Here is a 24,918-nt window from a genome sequence, read left to right as displayed (position 1 = left end):
GCCGCCGCACGGGGCGGGGCCTGTGGTGAGGGTCGGGGGCGGGAGGTTCACCCGCCCCCCGAGTCTACCGGCGGCCCTCCGACGTGTGACGGTGGACGACGGGCGGCGGGGACGGGCCTCGCCGACACGCGCCCTGTGGACGCTCTTCCCAGACGGGCCTGGGGAGAATGTCGGTGACGCATCCACGACCGTCCGCGGCCCCGGCCGCGCCGGGGCCCTCGTGCTCCCGGCCTCCGTCACGCAGACTGGTCTCGCGGAGACGAGCGTGCGCCGGAGCGGCGAGCTCGTCCGGCGTCGCACGACGACGACCACACCCGACCACCGATCCCCCATCGCAGAGGACCAGCACCGTGGCCAGCACCGACAAGAACAAGCCCAGCGTCAAGCAGCAGCGCGACGCCCGCCGCCAGGAGAAGGTCGCGGCGCTGAAGCGCCAGCAGGCCGTCCAGAAGCGCAACCGGGTCGTGGGCATCTCGATCGCGGCCGTCGCGGGCGCCGCGGCCGTCGCCCTGCTCGTCACCTTCGTCGTGACGAGCGGCCAGCCCCGGCAAGACCCGGACGACATCACCGTCGCCGGCGTGCAGACCTGGGACGACCTGACGGCGAACCACGTCACGGGCTCCGTCGACTACGAGATGACCCCGCCGGCCGGCGGCGACCACGCGGGCGTCTGGATGAACTGCGGCGTCTACACCGAGCAGGTGCCGAACGAGAACGCGGTGCACGACCTGGAGCACGGCGCGATCTGGTTCACCTACGACCCGGCACAGGTGACGGACGACCAGATCGCCGCCGTCACCGACCTGGCGCCCTCGACCTACTCCGTGGTCTCGCCGTACGAGGGCATGGACAGCCCGATGTACGTGAGCGCCTGGGGCGCCCAGCTCGCCTTCGACGACCCGGCCGACCCGGCCGTCGCCGACTTCGTCACCAAGTACTGGAAGTCCAGCGCCGCCCCCGAGCCCGGTGCCGCGTGCAGCGGAGGCGTCGACGGGCCCGGCCGGGTCTCGTGACCGACGCGGGCGAAGGCACCACGCGCTCCGACGCGACCGGTCAGGGAGGCGCGCCCCGCGACTCCGGGGCCCGTCGGCTCCGTCTCGTGGTCGCGGCGGTGCTCGCCCTCGCGATCGTGCTCGTGGCCGGCGTCGCCGTCGGCCGCCTGAGCGCCCCGGCGCCGGTCGTGCCCGGCGAGCGCAGCGTGGAGGCGGGCTTCTCGCGCGACATGCAGGTGCACCACGAGCAGGCGGTCGAGATGGCCATGGCCGTCCGTGACCGGAGCGACGCGGACGACGTGCGGACCATCGCCTACGACATCGCGACCGCGCAGTCGCAGCAGGCCGGGCAGATGTACGCGTGGCTCGAGCTCTGGGGCGACTCGCAGGCGCCGACGGAGCCCACGATGACGTGGATGACCCGGCCCACCCTCGACGGCAGCTACGGCGACCACGACCACACGGCCGGCGCAGCGCCGACCGACGGGTCGTCGGCGCCGTCGCACACCCCGGGCGACCCCATGCCCGGCCTCGCGACCCCCGAGCAGATGGCCGAGCTGCGCGCGGCCGACGGCGTCGACGCCGAGCGCCTCTTCCTGACCCTGATGATCGCCCACCACCGGGGCGGCATCGAGATGGCCGAGGCCGTGCTGGCCCGGAGCGACGACCGTCAGGTCGGCGACTTCGCCCGGGGCATGATCATGACCCAGGAGAGCGACATCGACGCGATGGAGCAGATGCTCGCAGCGCGCGCCTAGGCCTCCCCCGCCGCCGCGCCCCCGGCTGCGCCGGCGGGGACGGAGCCCGCCCCTGCCTCGACCGAGGCGACCTGCTGGCCGTAGAGGTCGGCGTAGACCCCGCCTCGCTGCACCAGCTCGTCGTGCGTGCCGCGCTCGACGACCTCGCCGGCCGCCACGACGAAGATGACGTCCGCCGCGCGCACGGTGGAGAGCCGGTGGGCGATGGCGATCGTCGTGCGACCCCGGGCGGCGGCGTCGAGCGCCTGCTGCACCACGCGCTCGCTCACCGTGTCGAGCGCGCTCGTCGCCTCGTCGAGCACCAGCACGGCCGGGTCCTTGAGGAGGACGCGCGCGATGGCGATGCGCTGCTTCTCGCCGCCGGAGAGGCGGTAGCCGCGCTCGCCCACGACCGTGTCGTAGCCCTCGGGGAACGACACGATCGTCTCGTGGATGTTCGCCTGCCGCGCGGCCGCGACGAGCTGCTCGTCGGTGGCGTCGGGGCGGGCGTAGCGGAGGTTGTCGCCGATCGTCGCGTGGAAGAGGTACGTCTCCTGGCTGACGATGCCGATGTTCGCCACGAGGTCCTCCTGGTCGAGCTCGCGCACGTCGGTGCCCGCGAAGCGCACCGCCCCCGACGACGCCTCGTAGAACCGCGGGATGAGGTACGACACCGTCGTCTTGCCCGCCCCGCTCGGCCCGACGAAGGCCGCGAACTGCCCCGGCTCGATGTCGAAGCTGACCCCGCGGAGGGTCTTCTGGCCCGGCTCGGCGTCGGGGTAGCTGAACACGACGTCGTCGAACTCGACGCGGCCGAGGGCCGAGCGGTCGACGCGCCGCGGCGTGCCCGTCTCGGTGATGGCCGGCTGCAGGTCGAGGTACTCGAAGATGCGGGCGAAGAGCGCCCCCGAGGTCTGGAGGTCGAGGGCCACGCGGAGCAGCCCCATCAGCGGGAAGGTCAGGCGCGCCTGCACGGTGGTGAAGGCGACGATCGTGCCGGCGGTCACGGGCACGTCGCGGAGGATGAGCCAGGCTGCCACCAGGTAGATCAGCGCGGGGATGACCGACAGGAAGATCTGGACCACGGCGAAGAACCACTGGCCACTCATCTGCTGCCGCACCTGGAGGCCGATCTGGGTGCGGTTCTCGGCCGAGTAGCGCTCGACCTCGGCCTGCTGCTGGTTGAAGCTCTTCGCGAGCAGGATGCCGCTGACGCTGAGCGCCTCCTGCGTGATGGCGGTCATGTCGGAGAGGGACTCCTGCGTCTTCGTGGCGATCCGCGCGCGCACCTGGCCCACCCGACGCTGGGCGACGACGAGGAGCGGCAGGAGGATGACGGTCACGACCGTCATCTGCCAGCTCAGCACGAGCATCGAGACGAACGCCGCGATCACCGTGACGGTGTTGCCGAGCACGCTCGAGATCGTGTTGCTGAGGACGTTGGCCACGCCGCCGACGTCGTTCTGCAGCCGGGACTGGATGACGCCCGTCTTCGTGCGCGTGAAGAACGCCAGCTCCATCCGCTGAAGGTGCCCGAAGAGCCGGATGCGGAGGGCTCCCATCACCTGGTTGCCGACCGTCGCGGTGAGCCAGGTCTGCCACACGCCGATGCCGGCGCTCAGCACCCAGAGCAGCACCATGGCGCCCACGAGCTCCAGCAGCACGGGGACGTCGGGGCCGCCCGCGGGGAAGAGCCCGAGGTCGAACGCCTGCTTCGTCAAGAGCGGGGGCAGCACGCTGATCGCGGCCCCGATGAGCACGAGGACGACCGTGACGACGAGGGCCCGGCGGTACGGGTCGAACAGGCCCCGGATGCGCCGGAAGAGGTCGGGGATGCGCGGCGCCGCGGCGTTCGCGGCCTTCTGCGCCTGCGCGTCGCCGCTCGAGATGCGGCCGCCGCCGCGGACGCCGCCCGCGGCGACCGAGTTCGTCCTGCTCATGCCGTCACGGTACGCCGTGCCGACGACACCGCCGGACCACCGCCTCCCGGGGCCTCGCCACGCCGACGAACGACCTTTCTGCCCACCCCAGTTCGGGTCGGCCGACGTTTTCGCAGTGACCAGGAAGAACACTCAGTTTAGGATGGGCTCCGGGGTGGTTCACCGCACCCCGTGGCCGCATTCTCCGTACCCGACGGAGAACTACCCGATGTGGCAGAGGTAGGACCCGTGAACACGCCTGACGACACGTCCGTCGCACCCCCGAGCGCTGAGCTGCAGCTCACCGACCACCGGGCGTCCCTCGACGCCATCGAGGACGGCTGGAGCCGCATCGCGCCCGTGCAGGGCGCCCGCCTCCGCGAGGCCGTGCGCTCCTTCCCCGAGGAGGAGTGGCGCTCCCGGCCCCGCATCCTGCTCGCCCTCGCGGCCAGCCACCGCTCCGTCGGCTCGCGCTCGGCCAGCGCCGCGCTGCCGTGGTTCCGCGGCGTGGCCAAGGCCATCGACGCCGACCCGACCCTGGGCCTCGACGTCCGGGCGGGCTACCACGTCCACCTCGCGGCCACGCTGCGCACCCTCGGCAACTTCGTCGTCGCGCACGAGCACCTCGAGATCGCCCGCACGATGATCGAGACCGACCTCGCGCAGGCGATCAGCGCCCGCATCGGCCTCAGCGCCTCGTTCAGCCTCCAGCTCGGGCTGATCCGCGTCCACTACGGCGAGTACGACCAGGCCCTCTTCGCCCTGGGCCTCGCCGCCGGCCTCGGCGAGGAGCACCTGAGCACCGCCGAGCGCGTCGAGTGCCTCTCCGCCCTCGCCTACGTCGCGATGCTGCTCGGCGACTTCGCCGTCGCCGACGAGCACGTCGCCCACGCGGAGCAGCTCGCCGCCGGGACCGACCTCCTGGTCAGCTCGTTCGGCGCGCTCGCGCAGATCACCCGGCTGCACGTGGCCCTCGAGCGCGACCGGCCCCTCGCGGAGGTCGAGCAGATCGTCGCCGCCGTGCGCGAGTCGTCGCGCGGGAGCGACTGGGAGGCGCTGGGCTGGCTCGCCGAGGCCCACGTCTGCCTCGTCGAGCAGCGGTACATCGAGCTGCTCGACCACCTCGGGCGGATCACGCGACTGACCCAGGGCTTCACGGGCCACCCCGTCGTGCCGTCGTCCGTGGCCGCCCTGCGCGCCGAGACGATGCGCGCGCTCGGCCAGCCGCAGGAGGCCCGTCGCCTCGCCGCCCCGCTCGCGCCGAGCGACCGCCACGTGCTCTGCCCGAGCCGCGTGCTGGCCCTCGTGCACCTCCAGGCCGGCGAACCCGAGGCGGCGCTCGACGCCCTCGAGGGCTGTCTCGCCCTCGGCGACCTGCACACCGAGCGGACGATGGGCCACGTGCACGCCATCGCCGCGGCGGCGCACGCGCTGACCGGCGACGGCGGCCGGGCCGACATCGCCTTCGACCGCGCCCTGCTCTCCGTCGCGCGCATGGGCTCGCTCTGGCCGTTCGCGACCCTGCCCGTGCAGACGCTCGACCACCTCGCGTCGCGGGCGGCGCAGCGCGACCAGCCCGACGTCATCCAGGGGGCCCTCGACCGCCTGCGCGGCGCCACGGGCGACGCGGTCGACGAGCTGGCTGAGCCGCTCAGCGACCGCGAGCTCGTGATCGTCCGGCACCTGGCCACCGGCCAGACCCTCGGCCAGATCGGCAACCAGCTCTACATCTCCGTCAACACGGTGAAGAGCCACGTGCGGAGCATCTACCGCAAGCTGCAGGCCACGTCGCGCCGGGAGGCGATGGCGCGGGTCCGACAGCTCGGGCTGGACGTCGAGGCGGACTGACCGCGGGAGGCGCGGATCGGCCCGAGCGGGACCGGCCGGGCCGTGACCGGGCGCGGGAGTCGCGGGCCGGCCGTGCGGTAACCTCTCGCGGGTGCCTGACGACGTCGCCCCCTCCTCCCCCGCGCCCTCCGTCCGCCCCTCGCTGGGCGTCCAGCTGCGCCGCCGCAAGCCCCTGGAGTCGTTCGCCGACGACCAGGAGGCCTCGGGCCAGCCGGCGCTCCGACGCACCCTCGGCGTCTGGCACCTGACCGCGATCAGCATCGGCGCGACGCTCGGCACGGGGATCCTCGTGGTGCTCGGCACCGCCGTGCCCCTGGCCGGCCCCGCCGTCTGGATGGCCTTCGTGCTCGCCGGCGTCGCGGCGCTGCTCAGCGCCCTCTCGTACGCCGAGATGGCCGGCAGCGTGCCCGTCTCCGGGTCGAGCTACAGCTACGCCTACGCGACGCTCGGTGAGGGCCTGGCCTGGGTCTGCGGCTGGTGCCTCGTGCTCGAGTACGCGGTGTCGGTCGCCGCGGTGGCCGTCGGGGCCGGCCAGTACGTGAACGAGGCGCTCGACGTGGTCGGCCTCGCCCTGCCGGCCGCCCTCGCCGACCCGCCCGGGGCCGGCGGCCTGCTCAACCTGCCCGCGGCCGTGCTCGTGCTGCTCGCCACCGTCGTGCTGCTGCCCGGCGCCCGCGAGGGGGCCTGGGTCAACACCGTCCTCGTCGTCGTCAAGGTCGGGCTGCTGGTCTTCTTCGTCGTCGTGGCCTTCTCGGCGTTCCGCTCGGGCAACTTCGAGCCCCTGGCCCCGATGGGCGCGGCGGGGGTCTCGGCCGCCGCCTCCCGCCTGTTCTTCTCCTACATCGGCTTCGACGCGGCCTCGACGGCGGGCGAGGAGGCCCGTGACGCCCGGCGCGACCTGCCCCGGGCCATCATCGCCTCGATCGTGATCATCACCGTGCTCTACGTGCTCGTGGCGGTCGCGGCGATCGGCGCGCGGCCGTGGACGGAGTTCACCGACGGCGAGGCGACCCTCGTGACGATCGTGGCCGACATCACGGGCCAGCCGTGGGTGGCCTTCCTGTTCGCCGTGACGGCCGTGGCCGCCATCGCCAGCGTCGTGCTGACGGTGCTCTACGGCCAGACCCGCATCTTCGTGGCCATGGCCCGTGACGGACTCGTGCCGCGCGTGCTGGGCCGCGTCTCGCCGCGCACGCGCACGCCCGTGGCGGGCACGCTGATCGTCGGCGGGGCGGTCGCCCTCACCGCGGCCCTCGTGCCGCTCGGCGCGCTGGCCGACGCCACGAGCATCGGCACGCTCTTCGCGTTCGCGCTGGTCAACGTGTCGGTCATCTGGCTGCGGCGCAACCGGCCCGAGCTCGACCGCACGTTCCGCGTGCCGCTCTACCCGGTCGTGCCGGTGCTCGGGTTCGCCGCGTGCGTGCTGCTCATGGTGACGCTCGGCTGGGTCACCTGGGTGGCCTTCGCGCTCTGGATGGTCGTGGGCACCGCGGTGTACCTCGGGTACGGGCGTCGGCACTCCGTCGTGGGCCGCGCCTCCTAGCCCGTCCGGCTTCGCGGGGCCTCCCGGCTTCGCGGGGCTTCCCGGCTGCCCGGGGCCTCCCGGCTGCCCGGACCGCGAGACGGCCCCGGGTGCCGCCGCAGTGCCCCCGGGAACGGCGGAAGGCGCCGCCCCGAGGGGCGACGCCTTCTGCTGTGGTGCAGGAGCGGTGGGGCCGTGGGCCCCGCCGACTACTTGAGGGTGACGGTGGCGCCGGCAGCCTCGAGCTGAGCCTTCGCCTTCTCGGCGGTCTCCTTGTTGGCGCCCTCGAGGACGGTGCTGGGCGCACCGTCGACGACGGCCTTGGCCTCGCCGAGGCCGAGGCTCGTGAGCGCGCGGACCTCCTTGATGACCTGGATCTTCTTGTCGCCGACCGAGTCGAGGACGACGTCGAAGGAGTCCTTCTCCTCGACCTCTTCGGCAGCGGCGGCGGGGCCGGCGGCACCGGCGGCGGCGACGGGGGCCGCAGCGGTGACCTCGAAGACCTCTTCGAACTTCTTCACGAACTCGCTGAGCTCGATGAGCGTGAGCTCCTTGAAGGCCTCGATCAGTTCGTCCTGCGTGAGCTTCGCCATGGTGTTCTCCTTGTTGTGTTCTTGAAGTGGTGGTGGTTGCGACGACAGCTGTTAGCTGTCGGCGTCCTGCTTCGCGCGCAGCGCCTCGACCGTGCGGACGGCCTGCGAGAGCGGAGCCTGGAACAGGTAAGCAGCACCGAAGAGCGAAGCCTTGAAGGCGCCGGCCAGCTTGCCCAGCAGCACCTCCCGCGACTCGAGATCGGCGAGCTTGTTGACCTCGTCTGCCGAGAGAGGGTTACCGTCGAAGTAACCGTTCTTCACGATCAGAGCGGGGTGTGCCTTGGCGAAGTCACGCAGGCTCTTGGCGACGGTGACAGGGTCACCGTGCACGAAGGCGATCGCAGAAGGCCCGACGAGTTCGTCGTCGAACGAGCTGATTCCGGCGTTGTTGGCCGCGATCTTGCTGAGCGTGTTCTTCACCACGGCGTACGTCGCGTCTGCACTGATGGACTTGCGGAGCTCCTTGAGCTCAGCGACAGTGAGACCGCGGTACTCGGTGAGCAGGACGGCGGTCGAGTCACGGAAGTTCTCCGTGAGCTCGGCGACCGATGCTTCCTTGTTCGCCATGGCTCTCCTAAACGTGGGTGTGCCGGCAGCCCCCGGGACCTCGAGGCCCACGACACCGAGATCGGTGCCGGGGCAAAGAAAAAAGCTCCGGCGCGGGCGCACGGAGCTGAGTCTCTTCGAGAAGAGGAACGACTTCACACACCTGCGCTGGTCGCTCTCTCTCGAGAACCTTCGGTCTCCGTCTGTCTCAGCGAGGCTGAGCGCAGGCGATGACAACCGGCGGTCTTGGGCTGGGTACAGAGTAGACGCACGACTCACGCTCGCGCAAGTCGGGCCTCCTCGCCCTGCCCCTGCCCCTGCCCCGGCGCGGACCCGGTCATCGGCCCCGTCGCCCGCGACGTCGCCGCCGCGTCGGGCTCCGCCGGCCCCTCGAGCGGCAGGCGCACCGTGAAGACGGCACCCGCGGGGCTGCTCTCGACCGAGACGTGCCCGCCGTGGGCGTGCACGACCGCCTCGACGATGGCGAGGCCGAGCCCGGTCGACCCGGCCGTGCGCGACCGCGAGCTGTCGGCGCGCGCGAACCGCTCGAAGAGCACCGGCAGCACGCTCGGCTCGATGCCGGGGCCCTCGTCGGCCACCGTGACGAGCGCTTGGCTGCCCGACGGGTCGACGCCGAGCGCGACGTGCACCCTCGTGCCGTCGGGGGTGTGGGTGCGGGCGTTGGTCAGCAGGTTCGCGACGATCTGGTGGAGGCGCATGGCGTCGCCCGGCACGACGACCGGCCGGTCGGGCAGGTCGACGTCGACGGGGTGCGAGTCGCTGGCGACGTGGGCGTCGTTGACGGCGTCGAGCACGACGCGGGTCAGGTCGACGTCGCCGACCACCAGGTCGCGGCCCTCGTCGAGGCGTGCGAGCAGGAGGAGGTCCTCGACGAGCGAGGTCATGCGGACGGCCTCCGACTCGATCCGGCCCATCGCGTAGACGACGTCCGGCGGCAGGTCGGTGCCCATGCGCCGGGTGAGCTCGGCGTAGCCGCGCACCGACGCGAGCGGGGTGCGGAGCTCGTGCGAGGCGTCGGCGACGAACTGCCGCACCTTGTTCTCGCTCTGCTGACGCGCCTCCAGCGCTCCGGCCACGTGGCCGAGCATGCGGTTGAAGGCCGCGCCGACGCGCCCGACCTCGGTGCGGACGTCGGCGTCGGGCTCGGCGACGCGCTCGGCGAGGGCGACCTCGCCGCGGTCGAGCGGCAGCTCCGCGACGCGGAGGGCCGTGTCGGTCATCCGCTCGAGCGGGCGGAGGGCGTACCGGACGACGCCGTAGGCGATGACGACCGCGAGGGCGAGCCCGACGAGCGTGACCAGGGCGATGATCGTGACGAGGCTGGTGACCGTGCGCGACACGGTGTCGGTCGGCAGGCCCACCACCAGCGTCGCCGCGACGACCGTGCTGACGGAGGCGGAGCTCGTCCGGATCTGCACGGGCACGGCCTGCAGGCGGTAGCTGCCGAGGTCGCCGCCGAGGTCGGCGGTGACCGGCACGGCCGACTGCGCCACCCGCTGCACCGCCGTGTCGTCGGAGGTGCTCGTCTGCGTCGTGACCTGGCCGTCGTCGTCGATGTGCACCTGCACGACGCTGTCGCCCTGGAGGAGGGCGGTGAAGGTGCCGGGAGCCTGACGGGGCCCGCTGAGGTCCTCGTAGTCGGGCGAGACCGTCGGCCGGCCGCCCGTGCCCGGGCCCGACCCGGCGACCGCGCGCTGCACGGCCTGCGACAGGTCGGCGTCGAGCTGGTTCATCAGCGACCCGCGCAGCGCCACCACGCTCACCGCGCCGATCACGACCGTGAGCAGCACGACGAGGGCGACGATGCTCAGGATCAGCCGGTTGCGGAGCGTCAGCGGGGCCCCGGGGGCGGGGACCCGGCCGAGGGCCCCCCGTAGCCGCCCGCCGACCCGGGCGGGCAGCGCGTCGCTCACGACGTGGGCTTGATGACGTAGCCGACGCCGCGCACGGTGTGGATCATGGGCTCCTCGCCCGCGTCGATCTTCTTGCGCAGGTACGAGATGTAGATCTCGACGACGCTCGACTTGCCGCCGAAGTCGTAGCTCCAGACCCGGTCGAGGATCTGCGCCTTGCTCAGCACGCGACGCGGGTTGCGCATGAGGAAGCGCAGCAGCTCGAACTCGGTGGCGGTCAGCTCGACCTCGCGGCCGGCGCGCGACACCTCGTAGCTCTCCTCGTCGAGGACGAGGTCGCCCACGACGATCCGCGAGTCGCCGTGCTCGCTGATCGCGGAGGCGGATCGGCGGATGAGGCCGCGCAGCCGGGCGACGACCTCCTCGAGGGAGAAGGGCTTCGTGACGTAGTCGTCGCCGCCCGCGGTGAGCCCCGAGACGCGGTCCTCGACGCTGTCCTTCGCCGTGAGGAAGAGGATGGGGGTGTCGTCGCCGCCCTGACGGAGCCGGCCGAGCACCTGGATGCCGTCGATGTCGGGCAGCATCCAGTCGAGCACGATGGCGTCGGGCTGGAACTCGCGGGCGAGGGCGAGCGCGCCCTGGCCGTCGGCGGCCGCCTTCACGTCGTACCCCTCGTAGCGGAGCGCCATCGAGAGCAGGTCGGTGAGGCTGGCCTCGTCGTCGACGACGAGGACGCGGAGGGGCGATCCGTCGGCCCGGGTGAGTCTCGGGGCGGCTGCGGTGGCGGGGGTCGAAGTGGTCACCTTCCCCAGTATCGAGGGATTCCTATGAGGCGGCTGTGGTGGCGCCATGCGTGAGCCGTGCACTGGTCACAGGGGCCTCATCGGCGGCGCACCGGGGTCTCACCGGGGTCGCGTCCGGGAGGCACCGACGCGCGGCCCACGGTCGCCGCCCCTCCGCTCAGCCCCGCGGGTAGTCCGCGCAGGCGAAGCGCCGCGAGTCGGGCGCCCAGCACGGCACGTTGACCGTGCCCTGGCCGCCCTGCAGTGCCCGCAGGGTGCGCGGCTCGGCACCCGGCACCGGCAGCCCGTCGTCGCCGAGCGGCATCGTCCGCAGCTCCACGTCGCGGTCGGCCGGGTGCCCGGTGGTGCCCGGCTCGTACGCCAGCCAGAGCAGCGTGCGGCCGTCCGGCGAGGGGTGGGGGAACCAGTTCACCCGCTCGTCGTGGGTCACCTGCACGAGGTCGCCGCCGTCGGGCGCGGCCCGGAACAGCTGGGCGTGCCCGGCGACGCCGCCGGAGGCGCGCTCCGAGTTCCACCACAGCCACCGGCCGTCGGGCGAGAACTCGGGGCCGTCGTCGGGGTGCTCGTCGGCGGTGACGGCGGTCGCGGTGCCGTCGGCCACGGAGACCAGCGCCACGTCCGTCCGCCAGCCGGCCCGCGCCTCCTCGCCGTCCGGGTCGTCGACCGGCGCCGGCAGGGCGCCGACGACCACGCTGAGCTGGGTGCCGTCGGGCGAGACGCCGTGCAGGTAGTTCTTGTGGTTCCTGCCCGGAGGGTGGTCGCGCGTCACCCGGCGGGCGCTCCCGCCCGGCTGCACCCCGCGCCACGGCACCTCGTACAGGTGCCCGTCGCGCGCGCTCACCACGACGGTCCGCTGGTCGGGCGCGATCACGTGGTCGTTGTTGATCTCGGGCACGTCGCCGAGCGGCACGGGCACGAGGTCGGTCTCGTCGGCGTCGCGGGCGTCGGCCGGCAGGCGCCAGAGCAGGCCGTCGCCGTTGACGACGAGCCAGCGGCCGTCGGGGCTCCAGTTCGGGGCCTCGACGAGCACGCGCCCGCTGCGGAAGGCGACCTCGGCCTCGCCGGTGACGGCGTCGACGACGAGGAGGCGGCTGGTCTGACCGGGGAGGAGGAGTCGGGGCACGGGTCGGTCTCCCTGCTACTGGTTCGAGAACGCGGAGTCGAAGGAGGCGGCGGGCCGTGGCCAGAGCAGCGAGCGCACGTGGGCCAGGGCCTCCGGGGCGCCGTGCAGGCGGTCCATGCCGGCGTCCTCCCACTCGATCGAGATGGGGCCGTCGTAGCCGACGGCGTCGAGGGCGCGGAAGGCGTCCTCCCAGTGCACGTCGCCGTGCCCGGTCGACACGAAGTCCCAGCCGCGGCGCGGGTCGCCCCACGGCAGGTGGGAGCCGAGCACGCCCGAGCGGCCCGACGCGGGGCGCACGCGCGTGTCCTTGCAGTCGACGTGGTAGATCCGCGACGCGAAGTCGGTGATGAAGCCGACGACGTCGACGCCCTGCCAGAGCATGTGCGACGGGTCCCAGTTGAAGCCGAACGCCTCGCGGTGCTCGATGGCCTCGAGCGTGCGCACGCTCGTCCAGTGGTCGTAGGCGATCTCGCTCGGGTGCACCTCGTGCGCGAACCGCACCCCCTCGGCGTCGAACACGTCGAGGATGGGGTTCCAGCGCGTGGCGAAGTCCTCGTAGCCGGCGTCGATGACGCTGGCGGGCACGGGCGGGAACATCGCGACGTACGGCCAGATCGCCGACCCGGTGAAGCCGACGACGGTGTCGACGCCCATCTTGCGGGCGACGCGGGCCGCCCGCTTCATGTCCTCCGCGGCGCGCTGCCGCACGCCCTCCGGGTCGCCGTCGCCCCAGGTCGACGGCCGCAGGATCGCCTGGTGGCGGAAGTCGATCGGGTCGTCGCAGACCGCCTGGCCCGTGAGGTGGTTCGAGATCGCCCACACGCGCAGGCCGTGGCGGTCGAGCACGTCGAGGCGCGAGCGGAGGTAGGCGTCGTCCTGGTCGGCCCGCTCGAGGTCGAGGTGGTCGCCCGAGGCCGCGATCTCGAGGCCGTCGTAGCCCCAGCCCGCGGCGAGCGCCGCGACCTCCTCGAGGGGCAGGTCGGCCCACTGGCCGGTGAACAGGGTGACGGGGCGGGAGCTCTCGCTCATGGGGTCCTCTCCGGGCGGGGCGGGCGGTGCGGCGGTGCGGGTGGTGCGGACGGTGCGGAGGCGGGGTCGTGCAGGGCGGGCGGAGGCGGGGGTGCCGACCCGGCGTCCCCGCCAGCATGGCAGGGGGCGGGGCCCCGTCAGGGCACGTCGACCCAGCGACGCCCGGCCGCGGCGGCCAGGACGCCCTCGGTGACGCGGATCGCCCGGAGGCCGTCGTCGAAGGTCGGGAGCCCCTCGGGCGCGCCGCCGTCGACCGCGTCGTAGACGTCGGCGACGAACGCCGCGAAGGCGTCCACGTAGCCGAGCGGGTGGCCCGCCGGCACGATCGACAGGCGCGCGGCGTCGGGCGACAGGGCCGCCGCGTCGCGGGCCAGCACCTCGGTGCCGCGCCGCCGGCCGACCCACAGCGTCTCGGGCTCCTCCTGCGAGAACTCGAGGCTCTCGACCGTGCCCGCGACGTCGATGAGGAGGCGGTTCTTGCGCCCCGGCGCGACCTGCGACACGAAGAGGGTGCCGATCGCTCCCCCGACGGTCTCGAAGACGACGGCGGCCTCGTCCTCGGTGTCGACGGGCCGACCGCCGCGTTCGCGGTGCACGGTCGTGGTCGTCGACGACAGGCGCACGAGGCGGCCGGCGTCGCCGAGCACGAACTCGAGGAGGTCGACGAGGTGGCTGCCGATGTCGGCGAAGGCCCGAGACGGGCCCCCGGCGGCCGAGTCGACGCGCCAGTCGACGTCGTCGCTCTCGAGCAGCCAGTCCTGCAGGTAGCTCCCCCGGACGCTCAGCACCCGGCCGGTGTCTCCCCGGGCGATGCGGGCCCGCGCCTCCCGGACCATCGGGTGGTAGCGGTAGACGAAGGGCACCGCGGCGACGCGACCCGCGGCGGAGGCGGCGGCGACCAGCGCCTCCCCCTCCTGGCTCGTCGTCGCGAGGGGCTTCTCGCAGACGACGTGCTTGCCGGCCCGGAGCGCGGCGAGCGCGACCGGGGCGTGGCTGGCGTTCGGCGAGCAGACGTGCACGACGTCGACGGCGGGGTCGTCGACGAGTTCGGCGACCGACGCGTGCGCCCGGGCGACGCGGAGCGAGGCCGCCGCGCGGGCGGCGCTCTCCGGGGTCGACGACGCGAGGGCCACGACCTCGGCGCCGGCGGTGCGGGCGGCGGCGGCGTGGACGCGCGCCATGAAGCCGCCGCCCACGATGCCGACGCGGACGTGCCCGGGCCGGGAGGCGCCTCCGGCCTCCACGGCGGGGGCGGGGCGGGCCGCCCCGACCGTGACGACCGGGGCGGCGCCTCCCGGCCGGGTCACTTGACCGCGCCCGAGGAGAGCCCCGTGATCAGGTGCTTCTGCACGAGCATGAAGCCGATCAGCACGGGCAGCGAGACGACCACCGACGCGGCCATCAGCTGGTTCCAGTAGACGTCCTGCTGCGACGCGTACGCCCGGAGGCCGATCGACAGGGTCCGCGTGTCCTTGCTGGTCAGCACTGAGGCGAAGAGGACCTCGCCCCACGCCGTGATGAAGGCGTAGACCGCGACGGCGATGATGCCGGGCTTCGCGACGGGGATGATGACGCGGAAGAGCGCGCCGAGGCGGCCCGTCCCGTCGATCATCGACGCCTCCTCGAGCTCCTTCGGGATGGAGGCGAAGTAGCCCGTGAGCATCCAGATCGAGAACGGCAGGCTGAACGTCATGTAGGTGATGATCAGCCCGAGGTAGCTGCCCGTGAGCTGCACCCCGACCGTGCGCTGGATCTGCACGAAGATGAGGAAGAGCGGCAGCAGGAACAGGATGCCGGGGAACATCTGGGTCGACAGCACCACGAGGCTGAAGCTCCGCTGCCCGCGGAAGCGCAGGCGGGCCAGCGAGTAGGCCGCCAGCACCGCCATGGCCACCGAGAGCACCGTCGCCGAGACCGTGACGATGAGGCTGTTCTTGAAGTACGACGCCAGCGGCACGGTCTGCCAGATCTGCACGTACGGCTCGAGCGTGACCCGCGTCGGGATCCAGGTGAAGAGCCCCTGGACGTCGGCGAGCGGCTTGATCGACGTCGTCAGCACCACGTACAGCGGCACGACCACGACGAGCGACAGGAAGGCCAGCCCGAAGAACCGGAAGATCTTGAAGCCACGGGTCTCAATCATCGTGCTGTCCCTTCGGGAGAACCATGCGGATGTAGAACGCCGACGCGATCAGCAGGACGATCAGGAGCATCACGCTCATGGCGCCGCCGAGGCCGAAGTTCCAGTTGTTGAAGCTCTGCTGGTAGATCAGCGGCGAGATGAGCGTCGCCTGCTCGGGCGACGCCGGGCCGAAGAGCACGTAGGGCACGTTGAACTGGTTGAAGATCCAGAGGCTCATGATGAGCAGCAGCACGGCGTTGGCCGGCTTCACCATGGGCAGCGTGATCTGCGTGAACTGCTTCCAGAGGCTCGCGCCGTCGAGGCTCGCGGCCTCGTAGACGTCGCCCGGGATGTTCTGCAGCGCGGCGAGGAGCATCAGGAAGGCGAACGGCCAGAACTGCCAGGCCGTGACGATGACGATCGCCCAGAACGAGTTGCCGCCGAGCAGCCAGAAGGGGCGGTCCTGGAGGATGCCCAGGTCGTCGACCAGGAACCGGTTGATGGCCCCGTCGCGCTGGTTGAACATGAAGGCCCACGCGATCGTCCCGACGTAGGACGGCAGGGCGTAGGGCACGAGGAAGAGCGTGCGGAGGATCCCGCGGCCCTTGAACGAGCTGGTGAGCAGCACTGCTCCCAGCATGCCCATGCTCCAGGCGATGGCCACGACGATGACGGTGAAGAGCAGGGTGCGGCCGAGGGCCCCGTAGAGCTGGCCGGCGATCGGCGAGCTCGGGTCGAGGGCCGTGACGAAGTTGCGGAGGCCGACGAAGGGCGCGTTGACCCAGTTGGCGATGCTGAGCTGGTTGAGCGTGATGAACGCGATCCAGACGCCCAGCACCATCGGGATGATGTGGACGAGCAGCTCGGCGAGGGCGGCGGGCGCGACCAGGAAGTACGCGAGCGGCGAGCGGTGCGCCTTGCGCTTCTGGGCGGGCTGGAGGGGCGCCGCCTGGTGTCGGTCGGGCGGGGTCGCCTCCTCGGCGGGGGCGGGCGGCAGCAGGTTGACGGTCATGAGGGTCCTCTCGGGTGCGGGTGCCGGGGCGGCCGGTCGTGGTGACCGGCCGCCCCGGCGCGCGGCGGTGGGACGGGCTACTGACCCGAGCTCATCTGGCTGGCCGCGTCCTCGAGGGCCGACTTGACGTCGTCCTCGCTGACCGACTCGCCCTGGGCTGCGGACGCGAGGAGGTCCTTGATCGCCGTGCCGACGAGGGTCTCCATCTGTCCTTCAGAGGGGTAGAGGGGCATCGGCTGGGCGTGGTCGGCGAGCGTGACCTGCTTCAGCTTGATGGCCTCCGACTGGAACGCCGGGTCGTCGTACGCCGCCGTGACGACGGGCAGCGCGCCGAACGACTCGTTGAGGTACTTCTGCTCGTCGTCGCTCGTCAGGTGCTTCACGAAGTCGATCGCGGCGTCCTTGTTGCCGCTGTTCTCGAAGACGCTGATGTTGATGCCGGCGACGTGGCTCTGCGTGCCCTCGAGGCCGGTGGCGTCGGCGGACTCCATCGGCACCGGAGCGGCCGCGTAGTCGGTGAAGTCACGGCTCTTGAGGTTGTCGGTCGGGGCCTGGTCGAAGAACATCGCGGCCTGGCCGTCGGCGAAGGTCGCCGCCATGTCGGAGCCGTTGACGCTCTCCGCGTCGGAGGGCGAGACGACCTTGTCGACGGCCATCAGGTCGACCCACTCCTTGACGCCGGCGACGACGCCGTCGTTGCCGAAGTCGGGCTCGCCGTCCTCGTTGTAGAGCTCGCCGCCGTTCTGCAGGCCGCGGACGAACGCCTGGTGGGCGTTGTTCGAGATGCTCGAGCCCGCCATCGTGACGCCCCACTGGTCGATCTGCCCGTCGCCGTCGGTGTCGATCGTCAGCTTCTTGGCGTCCTCCACGAACTCGTCCCAGGTGGCGGGCGGCTCGGTGATGCCGGCGGCCTCGAACATGGCCGTGTTGTAGTACAGCGAGTACGCGAGGCCGTAGAGCGGCACGGAGGTCGGGGCCTGGCCCTCGGCACCGCCGGTCGCGAAGCTGGACTGCACGAAGCGGTCCTGGCCGCCGATGGCCTCGAGGGCGTCGCCCTCCCAGGGCACGAACGCGCCGCTGGACTGCAGCGACACCGCCCAGGTGTTGCCGATGTTGAGCACGTCGGGGCCCTCGCCGCTCGAGACGGCGGTGAGGATGCGGTTGTAGAGGTCGGACCACGGGATGACCTCGAGGTCGACCTTCACCCCGGTCTCCTCCGTGTACCGGTCGATCGACTCCTGAAGCACCTCGGCGTCGCGCTCGACGGTCGGTGCCTGGTTGCTGGCCCAGTACGTGATGGTCTCGTCGCCGCCGTCGCTGCCGCCGTCGGCGGAGCAGGCGGTCATCGACCCGGCTGCCACGACGCCGACGGCGAGGGCGGCGACCCAGCGGAACTTCTTCGTGTTCATGTCTTCTCCTGGTGTCTCTTCTTCGAGAGGTCTCTTCATCGAGTGGGGGAAGTGCTGTGTTCGGGGTGCTGCGGTGGTGCTGTGCTGCGGGTGGTGCTGTCTCGGTGGTGGGCTGGTGAGGGGTGGGGGCGGGTGCCCCCGCGACGGGCCGGCCTCGTCGTCGACGCCGGCCCGTCGACGACTAGCTGAGGGTGGCGACCGACGGGTCCCAGTCCTCGGGCAGCTCGGGCGTCGGCTCGAGCGACGACGCCACGACGACGCTCTCGTCGCGCTCCGCCGACTCGGCGAGCGAGACCATGACGTCGAGCACGTGGAACGCGAGCTCGCCGGGCACCCGCTCGCGACGGCCGCCGCGGATGGCCTGGGCGAGCTCGGCGACGCCGGTGCCCCGGGTGAAGGTCGACCCCGACGCCGGCACGACGGTCGGCTCGTCGCCGCCCGTGTGCACCAGCGTGTCGCCGTCGAACATGTTCGGGTCGGGGAACACCGCGGTGCCCTCCGTCCCGGCGATCTCGACGAAGCCGGCGCGGGCGAGCTTCGAGTCGAAGCTGAAGACGGCCTGCGCGCTGGCGCCGCTCTCGAACTGGAGCAGGGCGCTGACGTGCGTCGGCACCTCCACCGGGAACTCCGTCCCGGCCTTCGGGCCCGAGCCGATGACGCGGGTCTCGCGGGCCTTCGACGACGTCGCGGTGACCTTCGCCACGGGGCCGAAGACCTGCACGAGGGTCGTGAGGTAGTACGGGCCGACGTCGAACATCGGGCCGGCGCCGTGCGCGAAGAGGAACTCCGGGCTCGGGTGCCACGACTCGGGGCCGGGCACCTGGAAGAGCGCGAGGCCGGTCAGCGGGGCGCCGATGTCGCCCTGGCGCACGACGCGGAGCGCCGTCTGCAGGCCCGCGCCGAGGAAGGTGTCGGGGGCGACGGCCACCCGGACCCCCGCCTCCTGCGCGGCCGCGAGCAGTCGCTGCCCGCTCTCGCGGTCGAGCGCGTAGGGCTTCTCGCCCCAGACGTGCTTGCCGGCGGCGACCGCGGCGAGGGCGACCTCGACGTGGGCGGCCGGGATGGTCAGGTTGACGACGATCTCGACGTCGTCGTGGGCGAGCAGCTCGGCGACCGAGCCGCTGCCGGGCACGCCCCACTTCTCGGCCTGGGCCGCGGCGCGCTCCTCGTCGATGTCGGCGATGAACAGCACGCGGAGGTCGGGGAACTGCGTGAGGTTGCCGAGGTACTGGTCGCTGATCACGCCGGCGCCGACGACGCCGACGCCGACCGGCCCCGTGCGCGGGGCTCCGGACGAGGAGGCGGTGGCCCGGTCGGCCGTGGTGGTGTCGGTCATGCGCGGACTCCCTGGAGGTACTCGAAGCTGTCGGTGAGGGCGGTGAAGACGTCGCCCGCGTGGTCGTCGAGCTCGACGACGGCGAGGGCCTGCGGCGCCGCGCGCAGGATGTCGCGGACGGGCATGCTGCCGCGGCCGACGGCGACCTGCTCGGAGTCGTCCTTCGTCAGGGGGCCGTCCTTCACGTGGAGGAACTGGACCTGGTCGCCCAGGCGGACGAGGAGCTCGGCCGCGCCGACGCCACCGACCTCGACCCAGTAGGTGTCGATCTCGAGCACGACGGTCGGGGGCAGGGCCGCGGCGAGGACCTCGAGGGCGGGGGTGCCGTCGATGGTGTTCTCCAGCTCGAAGGCGTGGTTGTGGTAGCCGACCGTGAGCCCGTGCTCGGCGGCCTGCTCGGCGATGCGCCCCAGGTCGGCGGCGACCGACTCGACGTCCTCGCGGGTGATCCACCGGGTCTCGTCGATGTGCGGGTCGATGACCGTGCCGACGCCGAGGCGCACGGCCGCGGCGAAGATCGGCTCGAGGTCCTGGCCGACGAGCTTGGCGTGGGCGCTCGGCGCGGTCAGCCCGGCCGCCGGCAGCGCCTCGGCGTACTCGTCGACGCGCTCGACGAAGCCCCAGGGCTCGACCTGCGTGAAGCCGATGTCGGCGAGGCGGCGGAGGGTGCCGGGCAGGTCGGCCGCGATGGCGTCCCGCACCGTGTAGAGCTGGACCGAGATCGGTGATGTCACCTGGGAGACTCCTCTTCGAGTAGGTGGATGCGGGTGGTCCACCCCCCGACGGGGGTCGATCACCGCTGATCGAGACCGACGATAGGACCACTTCTGTCGGAGCGCAAGCAAAAGTCGACGAATCATCGCCACCCTTGTCTCGAACGTCGTCGGGGCCTGTGCTTTACTGCCTTCATGTCCGACACGACGCGGCCGTCCGCCCTCGGCAGCACGGGAGCCAGCGAGCTCTTCCAGCTGCTGCGCGACGGCAGGCCTCGCACCCGGGCCGAGCTCGCGGCCATGACCGGTCTCGCCCGGTCGACGGTCGGGCTCCGGCTCGACGCGCTGAGCGCCCTCGGTCTCGTCGGCCCCTTCGCCGACGCCGTCTCGACCGGCGGTCGCCCGCCGTCGCGCGTCGCGATGATCCCGTCGGCCCGCGTCGTGCTGGGCGCCGACTTCGGCGCCGGGCACCTCACGACGGCCCTCACCGACCTGATGGGCGAGGTGCTGCTCAGCCGCCACGTCGAGCTCGCCATCGCCGACGGGCCGGAGGCCGTGCTGACGACGATGGTCGCCGAGGCGGACGCCCTGCTCGCCGACCTCGGCCGGAGCCGCGACGACCTGATCGGCGTCGGCATCGGCCTGCCCGGCCCCGTGCAGTTCAGCACGGGCCGCCCGGTCAACCCGCCGATCATGCCCGGCTGGGACGGGTTCGACGTGCCCGGCTGGGTGCGACGCCACCTCGACGTGCCCGTGCTCGTCGACAACGACGTCAACATCATGGCCCTCGGCGAGCGGAGCCACGCCTTCACCGGCACCGACCACTTCCTCTTCGTCAAGGTCGCCACGGGCATCGGCTCGGGCATCATCTCGAGCGGGCGCCTGCAGCGGGGCGCCCAGGGCATCGCCGGCGACATCGGCCACGTGCAGATCCCCCGGGGCGCGGGCATCCCCTGCCACTGCGGAAACGTCGGCTGCCTGGAGGCCGTCGCCTCCGGCCCCGCCATCGCCGCCTCGCTGCGCCGCACCGGCCGCGACGTGCCGGGCGGCAAGGAGGTCATCGACCTCGTGCGCGCCGGCGACCTCGACGCGATCATGGCCGTCCGCCAGGCCGGGCGCGACCTCGGCGAGGTGCTGACGGCGTGCGTCAACCTCATCAACCCGTCGGTGATCGCCATCGGCGGCTCGATGGCCCAGGCCGGCGAGCACCTCATCGCCGGGGTCCGCGAGGTCGTCTACTCGCGCTCGATGCCCCTCGCCACCGAGCACCTCAGCATCGTGCAGTCGCGGGCCGGCGACCGCGCCGCGATCATCGGGGCGAGCATGCTCGCCATCCACCACGCGCTCTCCCCCGCCGCCATCGACGAGCTGGCCGCCGCCGTCTAGGCCGGTCGCCCCGCCGTCGTCGCACGACGTCGAGACACGAGGAGGCGCGGTGTCGCGCCCGCCGCCGGTCCGGTGAGAGCATGGAGGCATGTCGATCGTCCAGCCCATGCTCTCCCTGTGGGACGACGAACCGACCCCGCCCGCGCCTCCGGCACGCCCCGCCCACGAGCAGCGCGTGCTCGCCGACTCGAGCGACCGCATCGCGTGGCTCCGGGCCCGCAGCCGCGGCATCACCGCGACCGACGTCGCGCGGCTCTCGAGCCCGCGGGCCGTGCAGGCCGTGGTGCTCGACAAGCTCTACGGCAACGGCTTCGGCGGCAACGCCTACACCGACCACGGCCGGGCTCGCGAGCCCGAGATCGCGCGCTGGGTGCTCGCGGAGCACCGCATCGCCCCGAGCTCGAAGCTCTTCCACGCCGCCGACCGGCCGCGCCACCTCGCCACCCCCGACGGCGTGGCCGTCCGGGCCGACGGCGCGGTGGAGCTCTGCGAGATCAAGACGACGAAGAAGGCGTGGACGAGCATCCCCCGCTCGTACCTCCGCCAGGTGTTCTGGCAGCAGTACGTGCTCGGGGCGGAGCGCACGCTCGTCGTCTGGGAGCAGCACGTCGACTTCGTGCCGCTCGACGCCGTGCCGATGTGCCGGTGGGTCGACCGTGACGACGACGAGATCCACCGCCTCGTGGGCCTCGCCGACACCGTGCTCGACACCCTGGCGCGCCAGGCGCCCGTCGACCCGTTCGCCCCGGGCGTGCGGGCCTACGAGCCGCCGCCCTACGACCCGCTGCGCTGATCCGCTCGCGCTGACCCGCTCGCGCTGACCCGCTGCCCTCCCCCTCGACCGCGGCGAGGTTTTCCGCCCCCGTGACGCGGCCGAAACACGACCGACCCATCCGCCCTGTCTGATGGGTCGTGCAGGGAGCCTGCTCGTCACCGAGCGCTCCGCGACGACAGGGAGGGTGCGATGACGCACACGACGATGCGGGCCATGGTCATCGAGCGGACGGGCGGGCCTGAGCAGCTCGTCGCGGCGGAGGTGCCCGTGCCGACGCGGGTCGGCTCGGAGGTGCTGGTGCGGGTGCTCGCCGCCGGGGTCAACCGGGTGGACGCGGAGGCGCGGGCCGGCCTGGGCGACAGCGCCGGCGTCCCGGTGTTCCCGGCCGTGCTCGGGCACGACTTCAGCGGCGTCGTCGTCGAGGTGCCGTACGCGGCGCACGCGCTCCACGTGGGCGACGCCGTCTACGGCATGGCGCCCTTCCCCCGCGCCGGCGGGAGCTACGCCGAGTACGTCAGCGTGCCGTCGTCGTCCGTCGCGCGGAAGCCCGCGACGCTCTCGCACGTCGAGGCCGCGGGCGTGCCGCTGGCCGCCCTCACCGCCTGGGGCATGGTGGTCGACGTCGCCAAGGCCCACGAGGGCCAGCGCATCCTCGTGCACGCGGGGGCCGGGGGCGTGGGCCACTTCGCCGTCCAGATCGCCGCCTACTTCGGGGCGCACGTCGTCGCGACCGGCTCGCAGCGGAACGCGGGCTGGCTCCGCGAGCTCGGGGCCGCCGAGGTCGTCGACTACGACGCCGTCGACCTCGAGCGGACGGTGCGCGACGTCGACGTCGTGGTCACCCTCGTGGACGACGTCGCGGTGGCCGAGGCCAGCCTGCGCGTGCTGCGGCCCGGCGGCGTCGTCGTGCACGCCCCCACCGCCTCCTTCGCCGGGGCCTCCGTCGCGGCCGAGGCCGCCGGCGTCCGGACCACCGGCTTCGCCGTGAGCCCCGACGCCGCGACCCTCTCGGTCATCGCCCGGCTGCTCGACTCGGGCGACCTGCGCGTCTACGTCGACGATGTCTACGACCTCGACGAGGCGGCCGACGCCCACACCCGGCTGGAGCGCTGCCACACGCGCGGCAAGCTCGTGCTCCGCGTCGCCGACGAGTGACGTCTCGTCAGGCGGGGCCGATGCGCGGGAGCCTAGAGGCGACGCTCGAGCACGAAGTCGGCCTGCGGGTCGTCGCCGAGGGCGAAGGTGCGGGTGCCGACGCGCTCCAGGCCGTGCTTGGCGTAGAAGCGCAGTGCACGGTCGTTCTGCTGGTTGACGCCGAGCCACACCGAGGAGGCGCCCGTCGCGCCGGCCGCGTCGAGGGTCGCGGCCATCAGGGTCGACGCCGCGCCCGTCCCGTGCCCCTGGGGCATGACGTAGAACTTGCTCAGCTCCACCGTCGGCCGGGACGACACGGCGGCGGCGACGTCGGCGTCGGCGGGGTCGCCGGCCACGAGCATGCTGTAGCCCAGGGCGCCCGTCGTGGCCGGGTCCACGGCCAGCAGCACCGTCCGGGAGTCGTCCGCGAGGTACCGCGAGAAGGCGTCCTCCGACAGGGTCGTCGTCACGACGCGCGCAATGTCCGTCAACGACGAGCCGGGCGGGCAGGCCAGGGGGAAGGTCACCGCCGCCACCTCGGCGAGAAGGGCGGAGTCGGCGGGCATGGCGGGGCGGACGATGACGGTCATCTGCCCATGGTGCCGCACCCGCGCCTCCTGCCCTGACCAGGCATGCCCCAGCACATGTCGACGGGCACGACGAAGACCGCCCCACTCGAGAGTGGGACGGCCTTCGGGCGACGCTGCGCTCTGGGTCGGTGAGACCTAGAAGACGTTGATGTCGAGGGGGATGCCGGGACCGAAGGTCGTCGACAGCGTGCCCTTGGTGATGTAGCGGCCCTTGGAGGAGGACGGCTTCAGACGGACGACCTCTTCGAGGGCGGCGTCGAGGTTGGTGTTCAGCTGCTCTTCCGAGAAGCCGGCCTTGCCGATGACGAAGTGCACGTTGCTGTGCTTGTCGACACGGAACTCGATCTTTCCGCCCTTGATGTCGTTGACGGCCTGAGCGACGTTCGGGGTCACGGTGCCGGTCTTCGGGTTGGGCATGAGGCCGCGGGGGCCGAGCACCTTTCCGAGACGGCCGACCTTGCCCATGAGCTCGGGCGTCGAGACGGCCGAGTCGAACGACGTGTAGCCGCCGGCGACCTTCTCGATGAGCTCGTCGCCGCCGACCTCGTCGGCACCGGCCGCGATGGCGGCCTCAGCGGCGGCACCCGTCGCGAAGACGATGACGCGGGCGGTCTTGCCCGTGCCGTGCGGGAGGATGACGGTGCCGCGCACCATCTGGTCCGCCTTGCGGGGGTCGACGCCGAGCTTGAGCGCGACCTCGACGGTCGAGTCGAACTTCTTCGAGCCGGTCTCGCGGGCGACCGCGACGGCCTCGCTGGTGCTGTAGAACTTGCCTGCCTCGATCTTCTCGGCAGCGGCGCGGTACGCCTTGGACTTCTGAGCCATGTTGGACCTCTTCGTACTGGGGACGTGGTAGCGAGCCTGGCCGGCTCTCCCACTGGTGTCTGGGTCGTGCAGGCGGGTCGCCTGAACGGAGGGGTGCTGCTTAGGCGTCGACCGTGATGCCCATGGAGCGGGCGGTGCCGGCGATGATCTTCGCCGCGGCGTCGATGTCGTTGGCGTTCAGGTCGGCCTGCTTCGTCGTGGCGATCTCGCGGACCTGCTCCATGGTCAGCGTGCCGACCTTGGCGGTGTGCGGGGTCGAGGAGCCCTTGGCGACGCCGGCAGCCTTCTTGATGAGCTCGGCGGCGGGCGGGGTCTTCAGGACGAACGTGAACGAGCGGTCTTCGTAGACCGTGATCTCGACCGGCACGACGTTGCCGCGCTGCGACTCGGTCGCGGCGTTGTAGGCCTTGCAGAACTCCATGATGTTCACGCCGTGCTGACCCAGGGCCGGGCCGATGGGCGGGGCGGGGTTCGCGGCGCCGGCGTTGATCTGAAGCTTGATCAGACCCGTGACCTTCTTTTTCGGTGCCATTGTTCTTTTCCTTCTTCTGGGGTTCGAGCCGACGGCGGCTGCCGCTGGCTCTCCCGGTGGCCCGTGGGGACGGGCTCCGGTGAGGTGTCAAGACTGGG

General features: G+C 72.5%; 23 protein-coding genes. 7 read left to right on the top strand and 16 right to left on the bottom strand.

Annotated features, from left to right (window positions below; genetic code table 11):
- Positions 1-350: 350 nt before the first annotated feature.
- Complete coding sequence (locus tag ASF82_RS02785; protein WP_056053075.1) at positions 351-1,013, top strand: DUF3105 domain-containing protein; 663 nt, start codon at positions 351-353, stop codon at positions 1,011-1,013.
- Complete coding sequence (locus ASF82_RS02780; protein WP_056053072.1) at positions 1,010-1,750, top strand: DUF305 domain-containing protein; 741 nt, start codon at positions 1,010-1,012, stop codon at positions 1,748-1,750. Before ASF82_RS02785 ends, ASF82_RS02780 begins: the two co-directional genes overlap by 4 nt.
- On the opposite strand, the gene ASF82_RS02775 is transcribed toward ASF82_RS02780, so the two are convergent.
- The gene (locus ASF82_RS02775; protein ID WP_056053070.1) at positions 1,747-3,669 is read right to left on the bottom strand and encodes an ABC transporter ATP-binding protein; all 1,923 of its coding nucleotides are present in this window, start codon (positions 3,667-3,669) and stop codon (positions 1,747-1,749) included. The genes ASF82_RS02780 and ASF82_RS02775 overlap by 4 nt on opposite strands.
- A 228-nt stretch (positions 3,670-3,897) precedes the next feature.
- On the opposite strand from ASF82_RS02775, the gene ASF82_RS02770 reads away from it, so the two are divergent.
- Together ASF82_RS02770 and ASF82_RS02765 are read left to right on the top strand one after the other, a co-directional pair.
- Positions 3,898-5,496 (top strand): LuxR C-terminal-related transcriptional regulator, encoded by a 1,599-nt coding sequence (locus tag ASF82_RS02770; protein ID WP_056053068.1) that lies wholly within the window; start codon positions 3,898-3,900, stop codon positions 5,494-5,496.
- Between the two features lie 91 nt (positions 5,497-5,587).
- The gene (locus ASF82_RS02765; RefSeq protein WP_056053065.1) at positions 5,588-7,039 is read left to right on the top strand and encodes an APC family permease; all 1,452 of its coding nucleotides are present in this window, start codon (positions 5,588-5,590) and stop codon (positions 7,037-7,039) included.
- Between the two features lie 188 nt (positions 7,040-7,227).
- On the opposite strand, the gene rplL is transcribed toward ASF82_RS02765, so the two are convergent.
- The 12 genes from rplL to ASF82_RS02705 all read right to left on the bottom strand — a co-directional run bounded on the left by rplL (position 7,228) and on the right by ASF82_RS02705 (position 19,599).
- The gene (gene rplL / locus ASF82_RS02760) at positions 7,228-7,611 is read right to left on the bottom strand and encodes a 50S ribosomal protein L7/L12 (protein WP_056053063.1); all 384 of its coding nucleotides are present in this window, start codon (positions 7,609-7,611) and stop codon (positions 7,228-7,230) included.
- A 51-nt stretch (positions 7,612-7,662) separates the two neighbouring features.
- Positions 7,663-8,178, bottom strand: a complete 516-nt coding sequence (gene rplJ / locus ASF82_RS02755) for a 50S ribosomal protein L10 (protein ID WP_056053061.1) — start codon at positions 8,176-8,178, stop codon at positions 7,663-7,665.
- A gap of 254 nt (positions 8,179-8,432) precedes the next feature.
- Positions 8,433-10,091, bottom strand: coding sequence for a cell wall metabolism sensor histidine kinase WalK (locus ASF82_RS02750; protein WP_082514256.1), 1,659 nt, complete (start codon positions 10,089-10,091; stop codon positions 8,433-8,435).
- On the bottom strand, positions 10,088-10,846 hold the full coding sequence (locus ASF82_RS02745; RefSeq protein ID WP_235491201.1) for a response regulator transcription factor: 759 nt from the start codon (positions 10,844-10,846) through the stop codon (positions 10,088-10,090). Before ASF82_RS02745 ends, ASF82_RS02750 begins: the two co-directional genes overlap by 4 nt.
- A 145-nt stretch (positions 10,847-10,991) precedes the next feature.
- Entirely contained in the window at positions 10,992-11,957 is a 966-nt protein-coding gene (locus ASF82_RS02740; RefSeq protein WP_056053055.1) for a PD40 domain-containing protein, read from the bottom strand.
- Positions 11,958-11,972: 15 nt separating this feature from the next.
- A complete protein-coding gene (locus ASF82_RS02735; RefSeq protein WP_056053051.1) occupies positions 11,973-12,986 on the bottom strand; it encodes a sugar phosphate isomerase/epimerase in 1,014 nt (337 codons plus the stop codon).
- 137 nt (positions 12,987-13,123) lie between these two features.
- Positions 13,124-14,230 carry a Gfo/Idh/MocA family protein gene (locus ASF82_RS02730; RefSeq protein ID WP_056055675.1) on the bottom strand — a complete coding sequence of 369 codons (1,107 nt, stop codon included), beginning with the start codon at positions 14,228-14,230 and terminating at the stop codon, positions 13,124-13,126.
- Positions 14,231-14,289: 59 nt separating this feature from the next.
- Entirely contained in the window at positions 14,290-15,129 is an 840-nt protein-coding gene (locus ASF82_RS02725; protein WP_056053048.1) for a carbohydrate ABC transporter permease, read from the bottom strand.
- Positions 15,122-16,120 carry a carbohydrate ABC transporter permease gene (locus tag ASF82_RS02720; RefSeq protein ID WP_082514255.1) on the bottom strand — a complete coding sequence of 333 codons (999 nt, stop codon included), beginning with the start codon at positions 16,118-16,120 and terminating at the stop codon, positions 15,122-15,124. Before ASF82_RS02720 ends, ASF82_RS02725 begins: the two co-directional genes overlap by 8 nt.
- Positions 16,121-16,197: 77 nt before the next feature.
- The gene (locus ASF82_RS02715; RefSeq protein ID WP_056053044.1) at positions 16,198-17,529 is read right to left on the bottom strand and encodes an extracellular solute-binding protein; all 1,332 of its coding nucleotides are present in this window, start codon (positions 17,527-17,529) and stop codon (positions 16,198-16,200) included.
- A 181-nt stretch (positions 17,530-17,710) separates the two neighbouring features.
- On the bottom strand, positions 17,711-18,865 hold the full coding sequence (locus ASF82_RS02710) for a Gfo/Idh/MocA family protein (protein WP_056053041.1): 1,155 nt from the start codon (positions 18,863-18,865) through the stop codon (positions 17,711-17,713).
- Positions 18,862-19,599, bottom strand: coding sequence for a sugar phosphate isomerase/epimerase (locus tag ASF82_RS02705; protein ID WP_056053039.1), 738 nt, complete (start codon positions 19,597-19,599; stop codon positions 18,862-18,864). The genes ASF82_RS02710 and ASF82_RS02705 overlap by 4 nt, the downstream gene beginning before the upstream one ends.
- Positions 19,600-19,773: 174 nt before the next feature.
- Here ASF82_RS02705 and ASF82_RS02700 point away from each other — a divergent pair, with 174 nt between their 5' ends.
- From ASF82_RS02700 to ASF82_RS02690, 3 genes are all read left to right on the top strand, one after another.
- A complete protein-coding gene (locus ASF82_RS02700) occupies positions 19,774-20,964 on the top strand; it encodes an ROK family transcriptional regulator (RefSeq protein ID WP_056053036.1) in 1,191 nt (396 codons plus the stop codon).
- Positions 20,965-21,052: 88 nt separating this feature from the next.
- Positions 21,053-21,757: a YqaJ viral recombinase family protein gene (locus ASF82_RS02695; protein ID WP_235491144.1), complete on the top strand. Its 705-nt coding sequence runs from the start codon at positions 21,053-21,055 to the stop codon at positions 21,755-21,757.
- A gap of 171 nt (positions 21,758-21,928) precedes the next feature.
- Positions 21,929-22,894, top strand: coding sequence for an NADP-dependent oxidoreductase (locus tag ASF82_RS02690; protein ID WP_056053033.1), 966 nt, complete (start codon positions 21,929-21,931; stop codon positions 22,892-22,894).
- A 32-nt stretch (positions 22,895-22,926) separates the two neighbouring features.
- On the opposite strand, the gene ASF82_RS02685 is transcribed toward ASF82_RS02690, so the two are convergent.
- The 3 genes from ASF82_RS02685 to rplK form a co-directional block, all read right to left on the bottom strand.
- Positions 22,927-23,463 carry a GNAT family N-acetyltransferase gene (locus ASF82_RS02685; protein WP_056053030.1) on the bottom strand — a complete coding sequence of 179 codons (537 nt, stop codon included), beginning with the start codon at positions 23,461-23,463 and terminating at the stop codon, positions 22,927-22,929.
- A 135-nt stretch (positions 23,464-23,598) separates the two neighbouring features.
- Positions 23,599-24,288 carry a 50S ribosomal protein L1 gene (gene rplA, locus ASF82_RS02680; RefSeq protein ID WP_043592944.1) on the bottom strand — a complete coding sequence of 230 codons (690 nt, stop codon included), beginning with the start codon at positions 24,286-24,288 and terminating at the stop codon, positions 23,599-23,601.
- 100 nt (positions 24,289-24,388) lie between these two features.
- Entirely contained in the window at positions 24,389-24,820 is a 432-nt protein-coding gene (gene rplK / locus ASF82_RS02675) for a 50S ribosomal protein L11 (RefSeq protein ID WP_056053026.1), read from the bottom strand.
- Positions 24,821-24,918 lie beyond the last annotated feature (98 nt).

Origin of the sequence: Frigoribacterium sp. Leaf164 (assembly GCF_001423665.1) — a bacterium.
Classification (GTDB): Bacteria; Actinomycetota; Actinomycetes; order Actinomycetales; family Microbacteriaceae; genus Frigoribacterium; species Frigoribacterium endophyticum.
Note: the sequence above shows the minus strand (reverse complement) of the source record. Positions and strands in the feature narration are given on the sequence as shown.

What these genes read in the sequence shown, in the direction of transcription:
- ASF82_RS02775 (WP_056053070.1), bottom strand. Translation starts at nt 3,669, where the DNA reads ATGAGCAGGACGAACTCGGTCGCCGCGGGCGGCGTCCGCGGCGGCGGC.
- rplL (WP_056053063.1), bottom strand. Translation starts at nt 7,611, where the DNA reads ATGGCGAAGCTCACGCAGGACGAACTGATCGAGGCCTTCAAGGAGCTC.
- rplJ (WP_056053061.1), bottom strand. Translation starts at nt 8,178, where the DNA reads ATGGCGAACAAGGAAGCATCGGTCGCCGAGCTCACGGAGAACTTCCGT.
- ASF82_RS02735 (WP_056053051.1), bottom strand. Translation starts at nt 12,986, where the DNA reads ATGAGCGAGAGCTCCCGCCCCGTCACCCTGTTCACCGGCCAGTGGGCC.
- ASF82_RS02725 (WP_056053048.1), bottom strand. Translation starts at nt 15,129, where the DNA reads ATGATTGAGACCCGTGGCTTCAAGATCTTCCGGTTCTTCGGGCTGGCC.
- ASF82_RS02720 (WP_082514255.1), bottom strand. Translation starts at nt 16,120, where the DNA reads ATGACCGTCAACCTGCTGCCGCCCGCCCCCGCCGAGGAGGCGACCCCG.
- ASF82_RS02715 (WP_056053044.1), bottom strand. Translation starts at nt 17,529, where the DNA reads ATGAACACGAAGAAGTTCCGCTGGGTCGCCGCCCTCGCCGTCGGCGTC.
- ASF82_RS02710 (WP_056053041.1), bottom strand. Translation starts at nt 18,865, where the DNA reads ATGACCGACACCACCACGGCCGACCGGGCCACCGCCTCCTCGTCCGGA.
- ASF82_RS02700 (WP_056053036.1), top strand. Translation starts at nt 19,774, where the DNA reads ATGTCCGACACGACGCGGCCGTCCGCCCTCGGCAGCACGGGAGCCAGC.
- ASF82_RS02695 (WP_235491144.1), top strand. Translation starts at nt 21,053, where the DNA reads ATGTCGATCGTCCAGCCCATGCTCTCCCTGTGGGACGACGAACCGACC.
- ASF82_RS02690 (WP_056053033.1), top strand. Translation starts at nt 21,929, where the DNA reads ATGACGCACACGACGATGCGGGCCATGGTCATCGAGCGGACGGGCGGG.
- ASF82_RS02685 (WP_056053030.1), bottom strand. Translation starts at nt 23,463, where the DNA reads ATGACCGTCATCGTCCGCCCCGCCATGCCCGCCGACTCCGCCCTTCTC.
- rplA (WP_043592944.1), bottom strand. Translation starts at nt 24,288, where the DNA reads ATGGCTCAGAAGTCCAAGGCGTACCGCGCCGCTGCCGAGAAGATCGAG.
- rplK (WP_056053026.1), bottom strand. Translation starts at nt 24,820, where the DNA reads ATGGCACCGAAAAAGAAGGTCACGGGTCTGATCAAGCTTCAGATCAAC.